This window comes from Moritella sp. 36 (genome assembly GCF_018219415.1).
Taxonomy (GTDB): domain Bacteria; phylum Pseudomonadota; class Gammaproteobacteria; order Enterobacterales; family Moritellaceae; genus Moritella.
The window spans coordinates 4,437,777-4,460,212 of record NZ_CP056120.1; the positions used below are offsets into that span (position 1 = coordinate 4,437,777).

18 protein-coding genes and 8 tRNA genes are annotated in these 22,436 nt (G+C 40.0%); 1 reads left to right on the top strand and 25 read right to left on the bottom strand.

The features are described 5' to 3' along the window. Positions 1–2 precede the first annotated feature (2 nt). The 5 genes from HWV03_RS19680 to HWV03_RS19700 all read right to left on the bottom strand — a co-directional run bounded on the left by HWV03_RS19680 (position 3) and on the right by HWV03_RS19700 (position 6,934). The gene (locus HWV03_RS19680; protein WP_211677514.1) at positions 3–866 is read right to left on the bottom strand and encodes an amidohydrolase family protein; all 864 of its coding nucleotides are present in this window, start codon (positions 864–866) and stop codon (positions 3–5) included. Beyond that, positions 866–1,594 (bottom strand): SDR family NAD(P)-dependent oxidoreductase, encoded by a 729-nt coding sequence (locus tag HWV03_RS19685; protein WP_211677516.1) that lies wholly within the window; start codon positions 1,592–1,594, stop codon positions 866–868. Before HWV03_RS19685 ends, HWV03_RS19680 begins: the two co-directional genes overlap by 1 nt. Positions 1,595–1,917: 323 nt before the next feature. After that, positions 1,918–3,510: a glutamate--cysteine ligase gene (gene gshA, locus HWV03_RS19690; RefSeq protein WP_211677523.1), complete on the bottom strand. Its 1,593-nt coding sequence runs from the start codon at positions 3,508–3,510 to the stop codon at positions 1,918–1,920. 87 nt (positions 3,511–3,597) lie between these two features. Beyond that, complete coding sequence (locus tag HWV03_RS19695) at positions 3,598–6,474, bottom strand: M16 family metallopeptidase (RefSeq protein WP_211677525.1); 2,877 nt, start codon at positions 6,472–6,474, stop codon at positions 3,598–3,600. A gap of 43 nt (positions 6,475–6,517) precedes the next feature. Further along, positions 6,518–6,934 carry a YqaA family protein gene (locus tag HWV03_RS19700; RefSeq protein WP_211677527.1) on the bottom strand — a complete coding sequence of 139 codons (417 nt, stop codon included), beginning with the start codon at positions 6,932–6,934 and terminating at the stop codon, positions 6,518–6,520. Between the two features lie 255 nt (positions 6,935–7,189). On the opposite strand from HWV03_RS19700, the gene HWV03_RS19705 reads away from it, so the two are divergent. Next, positions 7,190–7,357 carry a hypothetical protein gene (locus HWV03_RS19705; RefSeq protein ID WP_211677528.1) on the top strand — a complete coding sequence of 56 codons (168 nt, stop codon included), beginning with the start codon at positions 7,190–7,192 and terminating at the stop codon, positions 7,355–7,357. Positions 7,358–7,574: 217 nt separating this feature from the next. Here the strand turns inward: HWV03_RS19705 and HWV03_RS19710 are convergent. The 20 genes from HWV03_RS19710 to lspA all read right to left on the bottom strand — a co-directional run bounded on the left by HWV03_RS19710 (position 7,575) and on the right by lspA (position 22,198). Then, positions 7,575–7,666: transfer RNA gene (locus HWV03_RS19710), tRNA-Ser, on the bottom strand. Positions 7,667–7,741: 75 nt separating this feature from the next. Continuing rightward, positions 7,742–7,818, bottom strand: a tRNA-Arg gene (locus tag HWV03_RS19715). A gap of 24 nt (positions 7,819–7,842) precedes the next feature. After that, positions 7,843–7,919, bottom strand: a tRNA-Arg gene (locus HWV03_RS19720). 80 nt (positions 7,920–7,999) lie between these two features. Then, a tRNA-Arg gene (locus HWV03_RS19725) sits at positions 8,000–8,076 on the bottom strand. Positions 8,077–8,145: 69 nt separating this feature from the next. Continuing rightward, a tRNA-Arg gene (locus HWV03_RS19730) sits at positions 8,146–8,222 on the bottom strand. Between the two features lie 42 nt (positions 8,223–8,264). Beyond that, a tRNA-Arg gene (locus HWV03_RS19735) sits at positions 8,265–8,341 on the bottom strand. A gap of 89 nt (positions 8,342–8,430) precedes the next feature. Continuing rightward, positions 8,431–8,507 (bottom strand) — tRNA-Arg (locus HWV03_RS19740). 84 nt (positions 8,508–8,591) lie between these two features. Beyond that, positions 8,592–8,683: transfer RNA gene (locus HWV03_RS19745), tRNA-Ser, on the bottom strand. Between the two features lie 202 nt (positions 8,684–8,885). Beyond that, positions 8,886–9,077 (bottom strand): carbon storage regulator CsrA, encoded by a 192-nt coding sequence (gene csrA, locus HWV03_RS19750; RefSeq protein ID WP_006033372.1) that lies wholly within the window; start codon positions 9,075–9,077, stop codon positions 8,886–8,888. A 120-nt stretch (positions 9,078–9,197) separates the two neighbouring features. After that, positions 9,198–10,421, bottom strand: coding sequence for an aspartate kinase (locus HWV03_RS19755; protein WP_211677530.1), 1,224 nt, complete (start codon positions 10,419–10,421; stop codon positions 9,198–9,200). A 135-nt stretch (positions 10,422–10,556) separates the two neighbouring features. Further along, on the bottom strand, positions 10,557–13,178 hold the full coding sequence (gene alaS / locus HWV03_RS19760) for an alanine--tRNA ligase (RefSeq protein WP_211677532.1): 2,622 nt from the start codon (positions 13,176–13,178) through the stop codon (positions 10,557–10,559). Positions 13,179–13,439: 261 nt separating this feature from the next. Continuing rightward, the gene (gene glnB, locus HWV03_RS19765) at positions 13,440–13,778 is read right to left on the bottom strand and encodes a nitrogen regulatory protein P-II (RefSeq protein ID WP_006033375.1); all 339 of its coding nucleotides are present in this window, start codon (positions 13,776–13,778) and stop codon (positions 13,440–13,442) included. A 114-nt stretch (positions 13,779–13,892) separates the two neighbouring features. Next, entirely contained in the window at positions 13,893–14,321 is a 429-nt protein-coding gene (locus HWV03_RS19770) for a type IV pilin protein (RefSeq protein ID WP_211677534.1), read from the bottom strand. Further along, entirely contained in the window at positions 14,321–18,196 is a 3,876-nt protein-coding gene (locus HWV03_RS19775; protein WP_211677536.1) for a pilus assembly protein, read from the bottom strand. The genes HWV03_RS19770 and HWV03_RS19775 overlap by 1 nt, the downstream gene beginning before the upstream one ends. A gap of 9 nt (positions 18,197–18,205) precedes the next feature. Then, a complete protein-coding gene (locus HWV03_RS19780) occupies positions 18,206–18,640 on the bottom strand; it encodes a hypothetical protein (protein WP_211677538.1) in 435 nt (144 codons plus the stop codon). Further along, a complete protein-coding gene (locus tag HWV03_RS19785; protein WP_211677540.1) occupies positions 18,637–19,605 on the bottom strand; it encodes a PilW family protein in 969 nt (322 codons plus the stop codon). Before HWV03_RS19785 ends, HWV03_RS19780 begins: the two co-directional genes overlap by 4 nt. Further along, positions 19,602–20,042 (bottom strand): type IV pilus modification PilV family protein, encoded by a 441-nt coding sequence (locus HWV03_RS19790; RefSeq protein WP_211677542.1) that lies wholly within the window; start codon positions 20,040–20,042, stop codon positions 19,602–19,604. Before HWV03_RS19790 ends, HWV03_RS19785 begins: the two co-directional genes overlap by 4 nt. A 250-nt stretch (positions 20,043–20,292) precedes the next feature. Continuing rightward, the gene (gene ispH, locus HWV03_RS19795) at positions 20,293–21,237 is read right to left on the bottom strand and encodes a 4-hydroxy-3-methylbut-2-enyl diphosphate reductase (RefSeq protein ID WP_211677544.1); all 945 of its coding nucleotides are present in this window, start codon (positions 21,235–21,237) and stop codon (positions 20,293–20,295) included. A gap of 12 nt (positions 21,238–21,249) precedes the next feature. Beyond that, entirely contained in the window at positions 21,250–21,696 is a 447-nt protein-coding gene (fkpB, locus tag HWV03_RS19800) for an FKBP-type peptidyl-prolyl cis-trans isomerase (protein WP_211673141.1), read from the bottom strand. Continuing rightward, positions 21,686–22,198, bottom strand: coding sequence for a signal peptidase II (lspA, locus tag HWV03_RS19805; RefSeq protein ID WP_211677546.1), 513 nt, complete (start codon positions 22,196–22,198; stop codon positions 21,686–21,688). Before lspA ends, fkpB begins: the two co-directional genes overlap by 11 nt. Positions 22,199–22,436: the final 238 nt, after the last annotated feature.

Consider the following 22,436-nt stretch of genomic DNA (forward strand, 5'->3'; position numbering starts at 1 on the left):
ATTTAAAACTGATAAATTCTCTTGGCATTGGTATGACACAGTTTTTCTAATAAAGCTCGTGGTAGGCCTAGCGCTTTGTAGTAAGCCCAAAGTTCTTGATAACTAGTTGTAAATAGGGCTAGTGGAAAATTACTCGCTAACATAATACGATCTTCTCCAAATAAAGAAAGTAGTTCTGTAATTACAGTATCAATCGAATTTGTATTTATATAATCTCGTCGAGTCATTTCCCAGCCCGAAGCTTTTACAACGATATTCGGAAAAGCGGCGAGTGATACCATACCATTCTTCCAGCATTGTAATGTTTGATGCGTGGAATCTAAAGGTGCAAAAGCCGCATGGCTGATGATAAATGTAAGCCCTAAATTTTGTCTTGCTACATTGACTAATGCGTTTATGCCCTTTGTATCGCTCCCTGATAACTGGGCTTCAAAATGTAATCCAGTTGTTGCAAGGTAGACTAGGTTCATTTGAGCGACATCTGATGTCAGCAATAGATGAGCTTGTTCATCTAGAATATGGCGGACTCCAATGACAGAAGAGAATTTCTTAAGCCTTGTTATATGGCCAATGAAGTCTTCGGAAGCAAGCATCAAGTCGATACAAGCTACACTTTTAAAGCGGCATGAAATAGTGCTTTCAAGCCATTCAATCTCCCGCCAAGGAGAGTCATTGTCAAATCCAGCTTCAATATGAACAAAACCACTGAGTGTTAAAGGGGACTTCAATATCAGATCATTTTCAGAAAAGTCGTTATTGATAATCTCTTTATCTGACCAATAGGGAGGGTTCTCTGGTTTTAACCAAGCATAGCTGCCTTTATTTCTATCAAATAAATGAATATGAGGATCAATAATATTATCCATCACTTCGCTGTATAGCCGCCATCAATCATTTGCAAACTCCCTGTAATAAAGCTGGCCTTATCACTTGCTATGAAATACGTTAATTCGGCGACTTCTTCTGGTTGCCCAATTCGACCTAATGGTTGTAGTGCAGATTCTTCTTTATGGATATTGTCTTTATTTGCACCAGTACGAGCGCAATAATTATCGATAGCGGTATGGTATAGTGGTGTTTCAATGGTTCCTGGGCAAACAGCATTTGCTCGGATATTATATCCGGCATAATCTAAAGCGGTCGTTTTTGCTATTGAGGCGAGCGCATGTTTACTTAAATTATAAGCAAATGAATTATGGTGTGCGACAACTGATTGATCTGATGCGATTAAAACAATAGAGCCCTGTTTACGGGACTTCATGACAGGTAAAACAGCTTGAATCGCAAAATAAGCGCCTTTTACATTAATTGCAAAAAGGCGATCGAAATCTTGTTCTGATGTGTTTTCGATATTTGAATTTAGGTGGATACCCGCATTACAAATTAATGTATCAATATGCTGTTCTTTTTTTATAATTGCAGACATTGCGGCATTAACGTGCTCTGAATTACTAATGTCACAAGCAATAAATTCACCAACAGAACCCGCTTCTATATCTAGGTTATATACGTGATAGGATTCTTCTGTAAATTTCTTGATAATAGCTAAGCCAATGCCTTTACTACCACCCGTCACAATTGCGACTTTCTTCATTATTTTTCCTTTTATAATTTTATATATGAGAAATCTGATCTTATGGACATAATAATGTTAATGATGATGGGGTATATCAAATTTTTAAATCAAATATACTATTATAAAAACAAATAATAATTTTATGAACCATTGCTTGATGCTGTAGTCAGATTAAGTGCAAGAGTTGTTTTTTCATTTTTTGGGAGCCTTATTAAGGCTCCTTTTTTTTATTTTCCAACTATTACAATTATTTATGAACCATAACTCAATTCCGTAGTCTGATTCATTGCAAGAGTTGTTTTTTCATTTTTTAGAGCCTAATTATAGGCTCTTTTTTTTATCTATTTTTTAGTTGTTGCAAAGTATTCACTTAAGAACGTATCAAAATCAAGCTTGTCGTCAGCCTCGATCTGCTGTTGTTGCACGACTGACTGCTGCTGCATTTGCTTGAAATAAGTATCATCCCAATACGCATAATCTGTCGCTAATAACTCTGCTTTATACTTTTTAGCTAAGTTTAAAATAAAATCATTATGCTCTAGACCTTGTGCCTTCATTGCCGTAAGCACTTGCCCAGACAATAATGATTCTGGACGATTAATCAATGTCTGCTGTTCAGCGACCGCTTTCGAAAAATTACTCGCAGCAGTCTCCGTAGCGAGTTGTGCACCATCTAATAGCCCAGCTACCAATTGTACTTCAGTAAGAATATGAGTGGCAACATCAGCAAGTACTTGTTCCTTACCATCGAATTGTAATGTTAAGCCAGGTTTACGTCCTTCCATTACCACTTTCGTGCTGTTATCACGACAGATAGCCATTTCGTCGGCTGTCATCGGAGCTGAAGGCTGCAGTGCCATCCAAACTAATAAACTGTCTAACACAGACATCTGCGCAGTGGTAATACCGGTAGCAACAAATGGATTCACATCCAAAGAACGAATTTCTATGTACTCAATACCACGAGCTGCTAATGCTTCCGACGGTTTTTCATTTGACTTAGCCACACGTTTAGGTCTAATCGGCGCGTACAGTTCATTTTCGATCTGCAAAACATTATCATTAAGCTGGCGATACTCACCATCAACCTTAATACCGATATTTGCAAATTCAGGGGCTTTTGTTTTAATCGCTTTCTTCAAACTATCGGTATAATTTTCTAACCTGTTATGACAAATAACCAAATCATCTTGGGCATTATTGGTATAACCCAGATCACTCATGCGTAACGATGTCGCATATGGCATATATAATGTGTCTTCACCCAATGTTGAGAACGGTGTTTGTTTCTCCGTCGGTAAGAATGAACGGTTTAACGCAGGAGAAGCACCAAATAGATAAGGGACTAACCAACCATGACGGTAAAAATTACGGATAAGTCCCATATAACTATCAGAAATAAAATCTTGGAGTTCGCCAGTTTCATCCTTTAGATCATAAAGCGTTTGCCAAAACGTAATAGGTAATGACACATTATAATGCAGACCTGAAATAATTTGCATGCTACTGCCATAACGATGCTTTAAACCGATTCGGTAAGTGTGCTTCATTTTACCTGTATTCGATGTACCATATTTAGCTAATGGAATACTTTCAGCATCACAAACCTGGCATGGCATACTTGAAGGCCAAAACAATTCCCCATCAAGGTTTTTAACTACATTGCGATGGATATCACTCAATTGCTGTTGCGCCTTGGCGGCACTATCGCTGACAGGCGTAATAAATTCTAATAAGCTTTCAGAATAGTCTGTGGTAATGTGCTGATGACTTAATGCTGAGCCAAACGCTGCAGGATGGCTGTTCTGTGATAAACCGCCTGCTTCATTTACGCGTAAACACTCTCGTTCAATGCCGCGGGTGATGCCGTTTAGCGACTGTATATTGCTTGGCTCTGATAATTTTGAGATCAGAGATTTAAATGTAACGTTCAAATTAAATCCACCAATGAACTATATAAAAGTATCACCTTAAAAATTGCACGATCAATGGAGCAATCTTTAAGGTTAATTTCAAGTCTATTATTTATCTAACAGATCAAAAACTTGAATATCTAAACCAAAGTCTTGAACCTGTTTTTCAATCAACTGACGATCACCGACCACAATAACAGAAAATTTATCGCTCGATAAGTAAGTCTTTGCTAATGCCTGAATTTCAGACTTATTCATCGTTTGAATAATCTTGGCTTGCTGCTCTACAAAATCAGGTGATAAATCCAATAATAATAGCTGCATTAAGAAATTAGACTTCTGAGCTGGTGTTTCATAAGACAAGGCTTCTTGCTGTGAAATCGCACTTTTCATATAAGTCAGTTCGGAATCAGTGATACCACCATCTGTATAAGTTTTTAATTCTTTTAGCGTTTCTTTGATTGCATCGCCAGTTACTTCAGCCCGAACATCCGCCGATGAAGAGAAAAAACCATATTCACGGTCAGCATAAAATCCTGTCATCGCTCCGTATGTATACCCTTTATCTTCGCGTAGGTTCTGATTCAAGCGGCTATTAAAGTTACCACCTAAATTAAAGTTCATTAAGTTCGCTTTGAAAAAATCACCTGTCACATCATACGCTACCGCGGGTGATATTACTTTAATTACAGATTGTACCGCCCCTGGCTTATCAACTATATAAAGTGTGTTCGGTTGCCATAACGGTGCTTTTGCTAGAGGCGGGTAAGTCACTGCGGGCAAATGAGCGCCTTGCTGTAAAAAATCTAACGACGTCGTAACAGCGACTTCACTAACATCACCAACCACCACGATTTTAGCTTCTGCTAAGTTATAATATTGCTGATAGTAAGCCAATACATCATCACGCGTTAATGCTGCTTGATTTTTCAATGTACCAGATGATGGGTTGCCAGTAACACGCTCCTCACCATACAAAATACGTTGTGTAGCTAATTGCCCTAACCAACCAACTCTTTGCTGATTTTGTAATGACGCTTGTCTTGACTGTGCTTTAATACGCGTGAAATCAGCGTCTACAAAACCCGGTTTAAACAGTTTCTCTTCTAATATTGCTAATGTTGCAGGTAAATTTTTCGATAAACTGTTAACACTTATGCTCGTACCATAAAGGCCCGCAGAGAAATTAATGCTACTGCCGAGTGATTGTAATTGATCGTTGAGTTCTGCCGATGAATGCAGCGTTGTAGATTGATTCATCATAGCGGCCGTTAATTTTGCAATCCCTTGTTTATCAGCACTTTCAACACGTCGCCCACCTTTTACATTAATCTGTATACTCACGGTAGGGGTTTCATCGTATACCGTACCAAGCACTTGAATGTCATTCGCGAGTGATTGACGCCATAATGTCGGTAATGTTTGCTGTGGATTATCGCCCGCTTTTGGCATCACTGAACGATCAAAAGTATCTTTCGTCGTTCTGACTGCTAATGTTTGAGCTAACGGCGCATTTTGCTTACCAATATCACGTGGTGCAGGTGTAAACGTCGAAGCATGGGCAACATATTCCAACTTACCTTTAGGCACAACACTCATGATCACTTTGGGTTTATTTTCGAGGTATTTTTTATAACCAACAATCCCTTCTTCTGCAGTGATCGTATTAAAAACGGATAACCCCTTCGTTAAGTAATTAGGATCATTCATCAAGGTTTCACCTAACGCAAGCTCTTTTGCTTTTCCTGCAACACTTTGCATACCAAATATCGTGGAGCTTTCAATGATCGAGCGTAACCGAGTTACTTCAGAAGATGCGATACCTTTATCTGCTAACTCTTTCATCGACGCATTAATCTTCGCCAATAACGGGGCCAGCTCCATTCCTTTAGCTGGGTTCGGTTGCGTATAGATATCAAAAGTACAACTTAGTTCGCTACAACTATGATAAGCAGCTACATTCGTTGCATAACCAGTTTCCACCAAATTCTTATACAAAAGTGAGTTTTTCCCACCGCCTAAAGCATAAGCAAACAGATCGAGCGGAGCTTCATCTTTATGCCCCATATATACCGTTGGATAACTGATATACAGCATCGGCTGTGGCACGTTATCTTCTAAGGTAATATAACGATCGTTATCAATACTCACAGGCACAGGTTGCATATCTTTTACTTCAGGACCTTCCGGAATGGTCGAAAAATACTGATTTACCCACGCTAAGGTCTCCGCTTTATCAAATTTACCCGCAATCGTCAGTGTTGCATTGTTCGGCCCATACCAACGTAAGAAGAATTGTTTTAAATCATTCACATCAACACGGTCTAAATCTTCAACATAACCAATTGGCTGCCAAGCATAAGGATGATCCCGTGGATATAAAGCTTCACCTACACGTTCACCAAGTAAACCGTAAGGGCGATTATCAACGCGTTGTGAACGCTCGTTTTTAACCGTAGCACGTTGGATCTCAAATTTACGTTGATCAACCGCATCTAATAAAAAACCCATACGATCGGCTTCTAACCACAGTATTTTTTCTAATTGATTCGCAGGTACGGTTTGGTAATAATTCGTTCTATCTTGATTGGTACTGCCGTTCATCGAACCGCCAGCTTCATTAACAATTTTGAAATGCTGCTGATCACCCACATTTTTACTGCCTTGGAACATCATATGCTCGAAAAAATGCGCAAAACCCGATTTACCGAGCTCTTCACGTGCAGAACCAACATGGTAAGTCATATCAATATACGTTAGCGGGTCAGAATCGTCTTCGTGTAAAATAACGGTAAGGCCATTACTTAACTGGTACTTTTCATAGGGTATTAGCAAGCTTCCTGACACTTTTTCTTGCTGATCCACTAATGTCATTCCACTCGGCAATGCTGCGATATCACTGTCTTTATCAAATAATGAGCACCCACTAAGTAACAGCATTGAAGAGCTCAGCACCACTGCACCATAAAAAGAATTCAAACGCATCAAAAATTCCTCGTTAATTTTAAATTGAATATAAAATAATTAGCTAATAGAAACTCATAAACCAGATAATAACTGCATAGCGAATTGACTTACCTAGCATAATAGCGATAAAAGAAAGTACAGGATTTAAACGTAACCAACCTGCTAATAAACAAAAAACATCACCGAAAACAGGTAACCAACTAAATAGCAAGCTACTCCAACCCCATCGTTGGATCACGCTGTGTACACGGCGGTAGTGCTTATTTTCTGAAAAATCAATCGGCTTTTTCGCATAAATAAAATACCCCATGTAAAAGGTAAGGATAGACCCTAATACATTGCCACTGGTCGCCATAATAAAAAGCTGCCAATGCGACCACGAACCTTCAACAAGCATCGCGGTTAACAGTATTTCTGAACTACCAGGTAAAATGGTCGCAGACGTAAAACTACTAAAAAACAATAACCAAAGACCCATCTAATCCTCTAAATCTCATCTACCCACGGTTACCCACAGTATTACCACTAAGAGAATTAAGTCACACTATAATATTGAAGTTAGACGTATAATCAAAGTTAAGCATGTTAATGTTATGCTTAACGCACTTATGGATACACAGACTGGTAATATTTAACTGTTCTATAAATATTACGTGCATAATTAAAAGTGGTAGGACAGTTTAGCCACTATATAATTCAATAAACAGTGATAAATCGCTACATTGGGGAGTTTATGTTTAAATTTTTTCTATTACCTTTAGTACTAAGTATCTTGTGGTTTGGATTCTTGCAATATAATAACTGGAGTATACAACAAGGTAAGAAAGGTTTTATCTATATTATTGGCGGCACAACGGCCATCATCGCATTTCTTAGTTTGATGATATACCTTACTCGCTGAGCACCAGACGAGAATTGCATCTTATAAAGGCGAATCAGTCTTACTTTATTATCTAACGAGAAAGCCCCAGCCACATATGCAACCAAGATAAACCACCACCCGATTCTGTAATGATAACCAAAAATAACAATATAGCGGAACGCCCATAATCAGCAGATAGTTGGTGAGGTAAATTTCAGGCATAAAAAAACCGCAATTAAGCGGTTTCTTTATTTAATGGCGGAGAGGGAGGGATTCGAACCCTCGATGGGATTTAAAGCCCATACTCCCTTAGCAGGGGAGCGCCTTCGGCCACTCGGCCACCTCTCCACACAAACCCTATTATTATGAAAAACATCGACAATGTAAAGACTTACATCGGAAAAATCATAATAATATAATAAATGGTGCGGATGGGAGGATTCGAACCTCCGACCGCCTGGTTCGTAGCCAGGTACTCTATCCAGCTGAGCTACATCCGCACAAAAAATTATATTTAAAATAGATGGTGCGGATGGGAGGATTCGAACCTCCGACCGCCTGGTTCGTAGCCAGGTACTCTATCCAGCTGAGCTACATCCGCACATTTTCTATTTTAAGAACTTGTTTTATTTTACCGTTTAACGAATTAAACCATAAAAATTAAATTGTGGTTTGAACAAATGGTGCGGATGGGAGGATTCGAACCTCCGACCGCCTGGTTCGTAGCCAGGTACTCTATCCAGCTGAGCTACATCCGCACATAATTTGTTCTGTTAGGTTTACGTTCTACAACGTCTAGTTTGAAATCTCTAGTTGATTTGAATAAATGGTGCGGATGGGAGGATTCGAACCTCCGACCGCCTGGTTCGTAGCCAGGTACTCTATCCAGCTGAGCTACATCCGCACATAATTTATTCTGTTATATCTATTCTTGAGTTAAAACCAATGGTGCGGATGGGAGGATTCGAACCTCCGACCGCCTGGTTCGTAGCCAGGTACTCTATCCAGCTGAGCTACATCCGCACATATTTGGTCTAACGTATAATTTTCATAATTAGATTAAGTGTTTTCAACTTCTACTAACTACTTAGAATTAATTCTAATCGAAATAATGGTGCGGATGGGAGGATTCGAACCTCCGACCGCCTGGTTCGTAGCCAGGTACTCTATCCAGCTGAGCTACATCCGCATACAATTATTTCTTACAACGACCAAAAAGCTGACCGAAACACTATAACACATTTTCAAACATGTGATAGGAGTAGGACAACAATGGCGGAGAGGGAGGGATTCGAACCCTCGATGGGATTTAAAGCCCATACTCCCTTAGCAGGGGAGCGCCTTCGGCCACTCGGCCACCTCTCCGTGTTGTTGGCGCTCATAATACGGATACTGGAAAATAAGTCAAATGTTAATTAACCACCCTCAAGTAACTGTTTAAGTTTCAAACAACAAAACTACTATTGCAGCATAAATAGGATGAAAGTCCCAAAATAGTCAAAAAACAGATAAAAAAAAGGGCTTAGCTATCGCTAAACCCAATCTGTAATAATTTTATTATTCTAATTTAGAAGTTGCCTTCAGGGCTTTCGCCTTTTTCTGCTTGAATTCGCATGTAGATCTCTTCACGGTGAACAGATACTTCTTTAGGCGCATTAACACCGATACGAACTTGATTACCTTTAACACCTAGAACAGTAACTGTAACTTCATCACCGATCATAAGTGTTTCGCCAACACGGCGCGTCAATATTAGCATTAATTTATTCCTCAACTAATTCATTATATTTTTGTTAAGCCGCTTATTATTCTATTAAAAGCTTCAATGTAAAACAAGAAAAGAATAAATAAGACTTAATTTGCTGTTAATTCACTCAGTTCAAGCAACATCTAAGTTGAATGCAGCGTGCAATGCACGTACACCGAGTTCTAAATACTTTTCGTCAACGATCACTGAAATCTTAATTTCAGAGGTTGAAATCAACTGCATGTTGATCCCTTCACTGCCTAAAACTTCAAACATTGTTTTAGCGACACCTGGATGATTCCACATACCGACACCTACTATTGAAATTTTAGCAATACGATCGTTACCTTGCACATCTTTTCCAGATAATTCTTCGCAAGTCTTTTCCAAGAGAGCTCTCGCGGCTTGGTAATCGTCACGATGAACAGTAAAGGTAAAATCAACAAGACCATCTTCACCATGTGCATTTTGGACGATAACGTCAACATCAATACCGGCATCACCAATTGGCGTTAAGATATTGGCTGCGACTAAAGGTTCATCAGGGATACCTGATATTGTTAAACTTGCTTCATCGCGGTTAAACGCAATGCCAGATATGATTGCTGATTCCATTTTTTTTACGTCCTCGTAAGTAATCAATGTCCCTTCACCTTCTTCAAATGAAGATAGAACACGTAAAGGTACATTGTATTTCCCTGCAAATTCGACCGAGCGAATTTGTAATACTTTGGCACCTAGGCTCGCCATTTCAAGCATCTCTTCGAAAGTGATGCAATCTAATTTCCGTGCGCGCGGTTCAACCCGAGGGTCGGTGGTATAGACGCCATTAACGTCAGTATAAATCTGACATTCATCAGCTTTCAGTACAGCTGCAATTGCAACTGCGGTTGTGTCCGAGCCGCCGCGCCCTAACGTCGTGATATTATTATCTTCATCACGACCTTGGAAACCTGCAACTACGACCACTTTACCTTCATCTAGATGACGTTGTAAGTTGTCTGTTTCAACAGTTTTGATGCGAGCCTTACCATGGCTGTTATCGGTTTTCATTTGAACCTGATCACCAGTCATTGATATCGCATCGACACCAGCTTTATGCAGCGCGATGGTTAACAATGCAATCGTAACCTGTTCACCCGTTGAAACTAATACATCCATTTCTCTGCGGTCGGCGTTCTCATCGAGCGCTTTCGCCATGCCCAGTAAACGGTTAGTTTCACCAGACATAGCCGACACGACCACAACTATTTGATTTCCCTGTTCACGAGATTTTTTCACTCGCTGGGCAACAGCTTCAATGCGCTCAATTGAACCAACTGAAGTACCCCCATATTTTTGTACATACAACGCCACAACAACTTCCTTTAATAACCTTTAATTTATCACCGCCTGTGTTCAAAACAACGAGAAGGATTGCCTACTCGTTGTTATTACACTGTTTATTTAAACTTAGTTAACAACGATGTGTTGTTAACTAATAATACTAACTTATAATTTTTCAGTTAACCAAGGAGTCACTGATTCAAGCGCTGCAGCTAGCGCTTCAGGGTTTGAACCACCCGCTTGCGCCATGTCTGGACGACCGCCGCCTTTACCACCGACTTGAACTGCTAGATAGCTTACGAGCTCACCCGCTTTCACTTTACCGATTAGATCTTTAGTTACGCCCGTGATTAGGTTAACTTTGCCTTCACCAGGAATACCAAGAACAATAATACCGCTTTGCAGTTTGTTCTTCAGTTCATCCATCGAGCTACGTAGCGACTTAGGATCAGCACCTTTTAGATTAGCAACAAGTACTTTAACACCGTTTATCACTTGTACCTGATCGATCAAGTTAGCATTCGCAGCACTTGCTACTTGTACGTTTAACTTCTCAACTTCTTTTTCTAGGCTACGATTACGGTCGAGTACTTGACTCACTTTTGCCACAACTGTATTTTGGTCCGCTTTCACTAAACCTGCAGTTTCTTGTATTTTGGCAACAAGATCGTGAACATATGCTAATGCAGAATCACCCGTTACCGCCTCGACACGACGAACACCTGCAGCGATTCCGCTTTCAGATAAAATCTTAAAGAAACCAATATCGCCAGTACGTTTAACATGCGTACCACCACACAGTTCAATTGAGAAATCACCCATGCGCACTACGCGCACTTCATCATCGTACTTCTCACCGAATAGTGCCATTGCACCCGCTTCACGCGCAGCATCAATGTCCATTACTTCAGTTACAACTTCGTGGTTTGCGCGAATTTGTGCGTTAACCAAACGTTCAACTTCAAGCAATTGCGCTGCTGTTACACCTTCAAAGTGTGAAAAATCGAAACGTAAACGTTCTGGTAATACTAATGAGCCTTTCTGCTGTACATTTTCGCCAACAACTTTACGCAATGCAGCGTGTGCCAAGTGAGTAACAGAGTGATTAAGGCCAATCGCTTTACGACGGCTAACATCAACATCGGCGATAACTTGGGTATTAACTTCAATAACACCCGAAACAGTACCAAAGTGAACCGTTGCATTACCTGCTTTTTTGGTGTCAGTTACAGTAAATACTGCATCACCAATTTTGATCACACCTTGGTCACCAGATTGGCCGCCCGCTTCTGCGTAGAATGGTGTTTGGTTTAAAACAATAGCACCTTCTTGACCGTCATTTAACAGCTCAACTTCAGCGTTATCTTTAATTAATGCAACGATTTGCGCATCAGATGTCAGCGTTTGGTAACCCAAAAATTCAGTTGTAGCATCAATTTTTATCATTTCGTTGTAATCAGTGCCAAAGTTAGAACCTTGACGCGCACGATTACGTTGCTCTTCCATTGCTGCTTTAAAGCCGTCTTCGTCAATCGTTAGATCGCGTTCGCGTGCAATATCAGCCGTTAGATCAGATGGGAAACCATAGGTATCGTAAAGTTTGAATACGACATCACCAGGAACAACTTTTCCGTCTAGTTGTGACAATTCATTGTCTAGAATGTTCAGACCACGTTCAAGTGTTTTACCAAACTGCTCTTCTTCGATAAGTAAGATTTTTTCAACAATTGCTTGTTGTTTTACTAGATCGTCAGAAATATCACCCATGAGTTCGACCATTTTCGCAACAAGTTTGTTGAAAAATGGACCTTTCGCGCCAAGTTTATTACCGTGACGAACTGCACGACGAATGATACGACGTAGTACATAACCACGACCTTCATTTGATGGCATAACGCCGTCAGAGATCAGGAAGCTACATGCACGAATGTGATCGGCAATTACGCGTAATGATTTGTTTTCTAAATCAGTTGTACCGATAAGCTCTGCAACATGCTTGATTAGAGTTTGGAAGATATCGATTTCGTAGTTTGAGTGTACATTTTGCATAATTGCAGAAATACGCTCAAGACCCATACCTGTATCAACAGATGGCTTTGGTAGTTCTTCCATTGTGCCGTCAGCTTGACGGTTAAACTGCATGAATACTAAGTTCCAGATCTCAATGAAACGGTCACCGTCTTCCTCTGCTGAGCCCGGTACGCCACCCCAAATATCTTCGCCGTGGTCGTAGAATATTTCAGAACATGGACCACATGGACCAGTGTCACCCATCGACCAGAAATTATCGGATTCAAATTTCTTCTCTGGTGATTTGTCACCAATACGAATAATTTTGTCTTCAGGCACGCCTACTTTGTTCGCCCAGAATGAAAATGCTTCATCATCACTTTCATAAACGGTAACCAGCAATTTTTCTTTTGGCAGTTTCAGGACAACCGTTAAGAATTCCCATGCAAATAAGATCGCATCTTCTTTGAAGTAATCACCAAAGCTAAAATTACCTAGCATTTCAAAGAATGTATGGTGACGCGCAGTATAACCCACGTTATCTAAGTCGTTGTGTTTACCACCAGCACGTACACAGCGTTGAGACGTTGTGGCACGTGTATATGAACGTTGTTCTGCACCTAGGAATACGTCTTTAAATTGGTTCATGCCCGCATTTGTAAATAACAAAGTTGGATCATTAGCAGGTACAAGTGAGCTACTTGTACCTTTGTTGTGCCCTTTACTGGCAAAATAATCAAGAAACGCGTTGCGGATCTCAGCTGTAGACATTGTCATGGAATCGTCCTGGGTGCTTTAATTATGAGCGATTGTTTAGATTTAATAATATAAACGGATCTGTTAATGGAGTGATTATACCCAAACCGCGTCAAAATGCTAACTCAGAGACGCCCTTGGGTCGTGATTTTGTGTGTGTCAATCAACCGAATCAACTTAGATTTAGATTAGATTTGCAGGCTAAAAAAAAACACCGAACATAAATGCTCGGTGTTTTTATAAAACCATTCGACTATCAGTAACTCATCTCACTGATAGTTATCAAATTGCTTCTTCGTTTTCTTCACCGGTACGAATACGGATCACGCGTTCTACAGCGGTAACGAAGATCTTACCGTCACCGATTTTACCTGTATGCGCAGTTTCAACGATAGAGTCGATGCATGCATCAACGTCATCGTCTTGCACAATAAGATCGAGTTTTACTTTAGGTAGAAAATCAACCATGTATTCAGCACCACGATAAAGCTCGGTATGACCTTTTTGACGGCCAAAACCTTTCACTTCAGATACAGTCATACCTGTAATGCCAATTTCTGCAAGCGCTTCACGTACATCATCAAGTTTAAACGGTTTAATAATCGCTTCAATTTTTTTCATGTTCAGTCCCTGTTAGCCCCTAAATATAACTATTAGCATACCGAAGCAAACTCGAATTGCCAATCAGACGAGTAATTAAATCGATGAAATCGCTAAATTTCTTTTTATAGAAAGTCACCAACAATCTGTTGTTGCTTCATCTTCACTATTCATCGACGTAGTTGAACCAAGATTATCAATGGTAAAAGAGGCACAATTTGTATCATTAGCCTGCGTACTGCCAGCTTCGACAGTCGCAATTATCGTATAGTTGTTTGCAGTACTGCTAGCACTCAGTGCAAAGGTGTAATAGTCACTGTCATCATCCCAGCCAGATAATGTATTCGCCACACCACTGGCTAATGAGGTTGCATACTCTCTATTGTCTAAATAAAACTGCTCTTGTAATAACTGCGCTTTATACAATGCCGTTTTTGCATCATTACGATTGTTATTCATAATATAAGCACTGTAAGAAGGGTAACCAATACCCGCTAAAATGCCGATAATAGCGATGACGATCATCAATTCAACGAGGGTAAAACCCGTCTGTTTATTTGTCATTATTGCGCCGCCTCATTGAAGTAACGGTAGGTAGAATGCGGTACTAACGATACTTCCGTATCAATAGTTCCTTTGTTAACGGCAACACCACCGACCATTTTACTGTCCCCTTTCCCCGCACCGAGTAAACGTAATACAGATGCACCATTATTCGACGCAGCATGAACCGCAAGATCTTTAGCGATTACATTCTGTAATTTTCGATAATATTTTTTTGTACCAACATTCAAGTTGAGTTGATAATAATGGCTATAACCCGATAGGTTCGCAACACACTGTCCATTTTCTATAACATAGTCACTGGCAAAAGGAGTATAAGTATTAAAATGTACAACACCATTAATAACGACAGCAGCACCAAGGGACTTTTCAGCTGCTTCATTTAATTTATAACGCCAACCTGATAATACAGTGTCTTTCTCGACATCCGTGACAGTTTCATTACCAGAGACGTTGTTATTACTAATCAAAGATAAATTATCGCGTTTTATCACTGTAGGTTCAGGCTTTTTACCAAGCCCTTCCCCCCACACTGTAGGGTATATATCTTTATCTTTAATATTAAAGAGATAATTACGCACGGTAATATTAGAATTCGGGCTGGTAATATCTCCACTACCTAATAATAAACCATCATAGGAGTTACCATTTATATCCCTTGCTCTTACAATTGATGGCGCGCTGAAAAATCGGAGATCACTATCCCCCGAGCCACCAAGACTAGCAAGTTGAACAAAGGTATTTGCACCCTTGGTAAATTTATTTTTATCAGTATCGAAGGCTTTCGTCATATCAATACGGTAGATATTACCCGCTGTGTCAGGCGCATAAATTCGGTCAGCATAGCTATCACCATCGCTATCCATTACAGCTAACCGACTGGCAATACTATCGCTAAATCCCCCAAACGACTCCACGACAACACCGCTAATTGCATCGACTATATACACAGCTCGACCTGTTGTATCACTACAAATATTACTAATACCTGAACTGCTACTATTGGAACCGCAAGTATCTTTATTAGTATCATAGCCGCCACCAAAAATTAATACCGGTCTATCATTTTGATCCGGGTCCTCTCTAAGAATTTTACTCACAATAGGAGTCGACCAAGTTTGAGCCAATTCAGGATACGTTTTTGCTATTGGTGCTGGAGCATTTTCCATCACCCAGTTTAATTCTGGGATGGTATTTACTTTGCTGCGATCAAGATTAACATTCAAGGAAAAATATTTTTCCCCACCTCGTCGTAAGCCAAAGGTAATTATATGCTTAAGATTGTCTGGATTTTCATAATAATGAGCATCAACAGCTGTGCCATCAATTCCATAAATGCGATTTTCAGCTCTTGTGATTTGCAGGTTTAACATAAGCGCCATGGCGAGATTTTCTTTCGGTATAAATGCCCACTCTTCTTCAACACTACGCCCGTTATCTTTAAATGCATGGAAGAATCCGGCATTAGTACCAATAAATATCCGTGGTTTAGAATCTGGATATTCAACAATTAATGGCTCTGCATGCATAGGATCGCCGAAGATATCATCACGATATTCATCCGCTTCATTTTTACCTTGTAACCAACTAATTGCAGCGTCTAAAGTGGCTTCCGATACACCAAGAGCACTCGCTAAATTCGCGTCACTTTCAACAGATAGGGCGATTTTTAAATTATCTTTATTCAAAGTTAGCAACGCACTATTATCAGCATTAGTGATATAAATATTACGTGTATCCGTTGATTCAAGGGTGCTAAATGCTTCTACAACACCACCTTTATCTACATCATTGAGGCCTTTCTCTGAGCTCCAAGCTGAATACAAATTATCATTAAAGAAACTAGAGTCACTACCAGTCAAGGCTGGTAATATATCTGAATTAGTTGACGTAGCATCGCTTGCTGATTGCGTCCATGCACTCAAGGTACCGTCATCAGTAACTTTAAATTTACGCAAGTTACCTCGCCAGCGACTAGTTTGACTCGGTTTAAACATAGGGTAATAAACAAATTCATTACTCTTAGTTGAATTACTACTATTAATAGAAGTACCAACGGCCGCTGTAACACCTTGCTGTCTAGTTATAATATCAGCAAAAACCATATCTAATTTCTGACGTAATTCATTCGCATCAAGCGCGTTATAAAATTCACCATCACCGTATTTAGCCGTTTTCTCTAACAAATTACGACGTTTATCATCCAGTTTTCCAATACCGACAGTATAAGTAACAATACGCTCCTTTATATCCTTAGTAGTAGGGTTCATATCATTATTTGCTAACCAACCTGATAGTACAGGGAGTAGGTTTTTATCACAGGTCGTATCTGCATCATTAACTTGTACCGCTTTGTCTACAATATCCTGTGCGGTCATTCCAGATAATTGTTCAATCAACTCATTAGCTTTACTATCGTGATCATACGCATCAATTCTAATTCGCCCACCAAAGATACCACCACACTTAACAATATCAGTAAGTCTAGAAGATACATCGTGATGACCTGTTGTGACCATAATTATATAGGCTTCGGTTTGACAACTATTTACCCAATCCATAGGACTAATGTAAGTACCGCTAGCTTCTGCACTTTGGTCGCGTTCTGGTTTTTCTCCAATTAAAACATCATCCCCATACCAAACACCTTGACCATATAGATATCGATATCCTTCGTACAAACTTTCGCATAAGGCAGACTTAGACATACTCGTAGTAAAAATATCTTGCATTTGGCTTTTTAGCAGACTTTTTTTATTTACATAGCCATTAGTCGTAGCATCGTAATCATCAGGATCATAAGAGCTCACCTTCGAAATAATTCGACCACCATTATTATTTAGAATGTCGAGTTTAGTGATAGAGTTATTCGGATTAAAAATTTCTAATCCAGTATTAATTTCTGTTGTATCCAGCATCAAATCTAAAACAACTTTTTTAGCGATCTGCAAATTTGATAATTGAATCGTTGCGCCACTAGTCGGTTTTAACGCTGCCCATTTAACTAAATTATCTGAATATAAATACGCTTTATTATTACTATCGCCATTAAATCGTCCTTGAGCCGTATCTTCATAGATATTCCAATAATATTCAGGTCCGTTCGATGGAAAACCTTCTCGATCCGGATTTTCAACATACCCATCAGCTGAACCATCATCTGATTCACCATCTTCGTTGACTTCTTCAGCCTTAATCACCCCACTGTGTTCGTAACCGGGGTTTCGCTTTTCACCCGTAGCTATATCTTGGTCACAATCAACAAATTTACGCCCGATACTAGTTTTACTGCCAATTGTACGCCACTCATACGGGATCCCTACAACGCCATCTCCAAACTTTAAAGGGCCAGGTAACCACTGAGCAACATAGTCTTGATAAGCACCAAGATCACCTTGAAAATCCGCGACAGCTGAATAGCAATTCATTTTAGAAAAGTCGAGCTTATTACTACTGTCTCGAGTCGGAATCGTCGTAACAAACTCGTCGTATTTAACTTGTTCATCACCTGTAAGAGCTGCGCCCCCCGAATAAGTATCAACCGCTTTTTCTGCTATACCACGTAGCTCTGTGTGATTGAGCGCCTTAGCGTTAACACTATTGTTATAATAAAATTGCTCACCACCGTAGAGCCAACGGTAAATGATATCTTCAACATTTGTATCTGGTGTCGGTGGATAAGCAATATGCGGGTCATAATACTTAGGGTAAGGATAATCCGCCTCTTCACGCATATGAGCAGAGGTATCTAAAATAATCAGTACTTGCGGCTTACCATTTAAGCTAACTGAATAAATTTCACCTTCATCAGCCCCTGCATGTAATGCCATCAATCCAGCGAAAATAACGCTGACTGGTTTGAAAATCCTTTTCATTGCCTATCCCTATTGATTTTGCGCTGCCAAAAATGGCTGTTCTACGCCAGCGGTCATTGCCAGACCTTTAACTCGCGGGCCATCGTCTTGTGTAAAATCCATTTTCACAAATCGACAGTTAATTAAATTGACACTCGAAGCGTTTACACTTCGCTTACAATGACCTTCTCCGCGCTGCTCTAGAGTCACATGCGAAGTACCGCTCGTACTTAAAGCGGAACTAGCTCCCTCCCCCCACTCCATAATATCGTTAATTAAATTAGGGTTACTCATCACTTCACTAACGCTGCCTAATAACGCTTGCTCATTCGCTAATTTGTCTTGCGTCAAACCTATCGAATGTTGCCCTAAGCGCGTTTGGGTTATCACGGCAGCAGCCAATGAAGTAATAACAACCAATATAATAATCACAATAAATAAGGTAACGCCTCGCTGATGTTTCATTGTGTCACCGCCATCATGTTATTTTTTATCACGACCGTTGTTGATAATAAAAAACGACGATAATTATCATTATTCGGTGGGCTAAAAGGTTCAAACTTGTCGTTAAACGCCTCGTCATTATTTAATGTTAAATCTTTATTTTTAGCACGTGCTAATACATAAATACGCGCAGATACGATTTGGCTATTACTCCACATATCAGTAGTGACATTATTGCTTTCATCATAACGATCAACTCGGCCATCGTCGTCATCATCAATACCAAAATCGATTCGTATTTGCTCTATATTATTCACCACTAAATCATTGGTAAAATCACCATCGATAAAGCTAAAACGACTTAATCGGGGGCTATTGCTATCATGCTCTTGGACAAAATAGGTGTGATGTAAGTAAGGATATATTTCGGCGTTAGCTATACTAGGGGCTGCGCCTGTAAATAACTGCGCTTGCATAGGTGAAATCGCAACATAATAACGATTAGCTTGAGGATTAGGGGTAATCACTCCACGAATACGTGCTATAGACAATACGTCGCTATTTTCTGAGGTGCTATAACCACCTTGATTACAATTAGCAGTATCAACTTCATTTGAATTTAGAATCCAATTAGCGAACTTGGGTAAGTGATAGTTTTCGGTCGTAGTTTGCTTTGGATCTGGTGGGTCAGCCAGTTCGGCTGTAGGCACGACAAAACAATCACCAGCGGCAATATTATTAGGCACTTGGATATCAGCAAGTCCACCGCCAGAAAATTCAGCAAAACTCCCGATAGCACGTACGTCTTCCACTAATACTTGCAAGGCTAATTGCGCCTGTTGCTGTAAATTGGAAACGGTTGAAGAGCGGTTAGCCGAGACTTTAGTATCCACAAACATCGTTGTGATTGACACCATAAGCACCAAACCAATAACCAGCGCAATCATCAGTTCCACTAAATTAAAGCCCGCTTGCTTCGCTCTCATATAGCCCCCTTGATGAAGCTAGTTAGCATTACTTGTCGACGATTCGTTACTGGGGTCCCACAGTTTTCACTCGGTTCTGCAGCGTCTACTCCTTGAACTTGCCAGCTCACAGCAACCGTCACGGTAGCTCCGATATTACGGCATAATTCCATATTATTGAGTGAAGCAGAGTTTGCTGCATTCGTGAGAATATCGTAAATGATGTCGTCTTGGGTAGGTGACGAATTTGAGGTCGCGTTAAGCCAAGCGGTATTAGCCCGCAATTCTTGCAACGCCGTACGCGCAAGATATGAAGCTTCAATTTGCTTGTCTGTATCTGCTAATGATTTCTTCGCAATCCCTTGCAATGCCACTATGCCCAATAGGCCAACGGCAAGGATGAATGATGTGATCATCACTTCAATGAGACTGAATCCAGATTCCTTTCTAGATTGCATAACTAACTCACTTAAATAATTTATACACGACCATGTTACACATATGTTTATTTTATGTAAACACGACGCATTTTATTCTGTGAGACTCAACATTAATTAAATCGATGATTCAATGCGGTAGCAAACCAAGCTGGTATTCAAATAAAATTATAGGGTATAGAGGTGAGATATTAGAGATTAGTTAAAAAGAGTGTATGAGTGGATAAAGCTCGTCGAGTCGATGACTAAACGAGCCTATCAATAGTGCGAGTTAATTTACTTGCTTAATACGTAATTCGGCTGGCACTTCAAATATCGTATTTTCTGGACGCCCTTCGACTTCAGTCACCAGTTTACCTCCGTATTCTTGGAGCTTTTCAACAACCTGATCGATCAACACTTTAGGTGCAGACGCGCCTGCTGTAACACCAATCTTAGCTTTACCTTCCAATAATATAGGGTCAATATCACCTGCATTATCAATGAGGTAAGACGGGACACCAAGGTTTTCAGACTTTTCACGTAGACGGTTCGAGTTTGATGAATTTTTAGAACCAACCACAAACATAATATCAACCATACCTGCTAGTTTAGATACCGCATCCTGACGATTCTGTGTTGCGTAACAAATATCATCTTTACGTGGTCCCCTAATTTCTGGGAAACGTTCACGCAGTGCGTCAATAATAGCTGAGCAATCATCTACCGATAACGTAGTCTGTGAGCTGTAAGTTAGGTTTGTCACATCTTTAACATCTAAAACGGCAACATCCGCAATCGACTCAACCAGATACATACCACCATCAGCATTGTCATACTGACCCATAGTACCTTCGACTTCAGGGTGACCCTTATGACCAATCAATACACATTCAATACCACGGCGACTCGCACGAGTCACTTCCATATGTACTTTTGTCACAAGCGGACAAGTTGCATCAAATACTTTTAGGTCACGACGTTTAGCTTCAGCTTGTACCGCTTTAGATACGCCATGCGCACTAAAAATAACCACACGACCGTCTGGCACTTCATCAAGCTCTTCGACAAAAATAGCACCGTTCTCTTTTAAGCCATCCACCACATAGCGGTTATGCACAACTTCGTGACGTACATAAACAGGGGTTTCAAACAGCTCAAGCGCACGTTCAACAATGCTAATAGCACGGTCAACACCGGCACAGAAGCCACGAGGATTAGCGAGTAAAATTTCCATCATAAACCTTATTTATTCTGCATTAATTTCTAAAATTTCAACTTCAAACGTTACAACTTGTCCAGCTAACGGATGATTAAAATCGACAGTTACCGAGTCACCAATCACTTCTCGAATCATGCCCGGTAATTCAGCACCGTCTGGCTGAGTAAAACCAACAATCAAACCGACTTCCGCTTTTACTTCGGTAAATTTAGCACGGTCTAAATAATAAATATTATCTGGATTCGGCTGTCCGAATGCATCTTCTGGTTGCAGTTCAAACTTGTTTTTATCGCCGACAGTTAAACCTAATAAACAGCGTTCAAAATTAGGCGTTAAGCTACCATCACCAATCACTAATTTGGCTGGCTTACCTTGTAGTTCAGTACTATCAGCAACAGAGCCATCTGCTAAGGTAATAGTAAAATGCATTAGTACTTGGCTATCATTACCAATTGTTGCTACGTTAACTGTCATTTGATGAGTCCTTGTCATTTTTACTTTCCATAATGGCTTCCAAGATTAACATCGCGGCACCAATACAGATCCAAGTATCTGCTAAATTGAAAATAGGGAAATGGCTTGTATCCCAATACACATGTAAAAAGTCAATTACATAACCATGAATAATACGATCATATAAATTACCTAACGCACCACCTAAAATAAGTGCGTAAGCAATATTGCTCCAATACTGCTGAGCTGGTTGTTTCTTTAACCAATAAATCAACAGACCAGAAACCGATACAGCTATTACGCCAAAGAACCAACGCTGCCAACCGCCTGCATCTGCAAACATACTAAATGCCGCACCATAGTTACGTGCATAGGTAAAATTAAACACAGGTAACACATTTACCGATTCACCTAATTGAAAATGGCTCACCACAAAAGTCTTGGTACCCAAATCAATAAAAAATACGACAACGGCTAACCACAGCCACATTAATCCTGTTCTCTTTGTTGTGCCTACGGTCATGATTATCCTCTGATACGTCAACGTGATGACGATAAATATAATATATACCCAAGTTACTTCAAGATGCTATATCAATCGCTTAGGTATAAACAGTGCATTGTTATTGGTATCAATCCAGCATATTGGAATAGATTATTTACAATCATATCATTTTCATGACACGGGTTAAGCTTTTATCCATAAAAAAATGCCTACTGTATTTATACTGATTAAACTAACCAGTACACAGTAGGCATTC

Excerpts from the sequence above, each read along its gene's own strand:
- HWV03_RS19680 (WP_211677514.1), bottom strand. The coding sequence starts at position 866 with ATGGATAATATTATTGATCCTCATATTCATTTATTTGATAGAAATAAA.
- HWV03_RS19685 (WP_211677516.1), bottom strand. The coding sequence starts at position 1,594 with ATGAAGAAAGTCGCAATTGTGACGGGTGGTAGTAAAGGCATTGGCTTA.
- HWV03_RS19695 (WP_211677525.1), bottom strand. The coding sequence starts at position 6,474 with ATGCGTTTGAATTCTTTTTATGGTGCAGTGGTGCTGAGCTCTTCAATG.
- HWV03_RS19700 (WP_211677527.1), bottom strand. The coding sequence starts at position 6,934 with ATGGGTCTTTGGTTATTGTTTTTTAGTAGTTTTACGTCTGCGACCATT.
- HWV03_RS19705 (WP_211677528.1), top strand. The coding sequence starts at position 7,190 with ATGTTTAAATTTTTTCTATTACCTTTAGTACTAAGTATCTTGTGGTTT.
- csrA (WP_006033372.1), bottom strand. The coding sequence starts at position 9,077 with ATGCTAATATTGACGCGCCGTGTTGGCGAAACACTTATGATCGGTGAT.
- alaS (WP_211677532.1), bottom strand. The coding sequence starts at position 13,178 with ATGACAATGTCTACAGCTGAGATCCGCAACGCGTTTCTTGATTATTTT.
- glnB (WP_006033375.1), bottom strand. The coding sequence starts at position 13,778 with ATGAAAAAAATTGAAGCGATTATTAAACCGTTTAAACTTGATGATGTA.
- HWV03_RS19770 (WP_211677534.1), bottom strand. The coding sequence starts at position 14,321 with ATGACAAATAAACAGACGGGTTTTACCCTCGTTGAATTGATGATCGTC.
- HWV03_RS19775 (WP_211677536.1), bottom strand. The coding sequence starts at position 18,196 with ATGAAAAGGATTTTCAAACCAGTCAGCGTTATTTTCGCTGGATTGATG.
- HWV03_RS19780 (WP_211677538.1), bottom strand. The coding sequence starts at position 18,640 with ATGAAACATCAGCGAGGCGTTACCTTATTTATTGTGATTATTATATTG.
- HWV03_RS19785 (WP_211677540.1), bottom strand. The coding sequence starts at position 19,605 with ATGAGAGCGAAGCAAGCGGGCTTTAATTTAGTGGAACTGATGATTGCG.
- HWV03_RS19790 (WP_211677542.1), bottom strand. The coding sequence starts at position 20,042 with ATGCAATCTAGAAAGGAATCTGGATTCAGTCTCATTGAAGTGATGATC.
- ispH (WP_211677544.1), bottom strand. The coding sequence starts at position 21,237 with ATGGAAATTTTACTCGCTAATCCTCGTGGCTTCTGTGCCGGTGTTGAC.
- fkpB (WP_211673141.1), bottom strand. The coding sequence starts at position 21,696 with ATGACAGTTAACGTAGCAACAATTGGTAATGATAGCCAAGTACTAATG.
- lspA (WP_211677546.1), bottom strand. The coding sequence starts at position 22,198 with ATGACCGTAGGCACAACAAAGAGAACAGGATTAATGTGGCTGTGGTTA.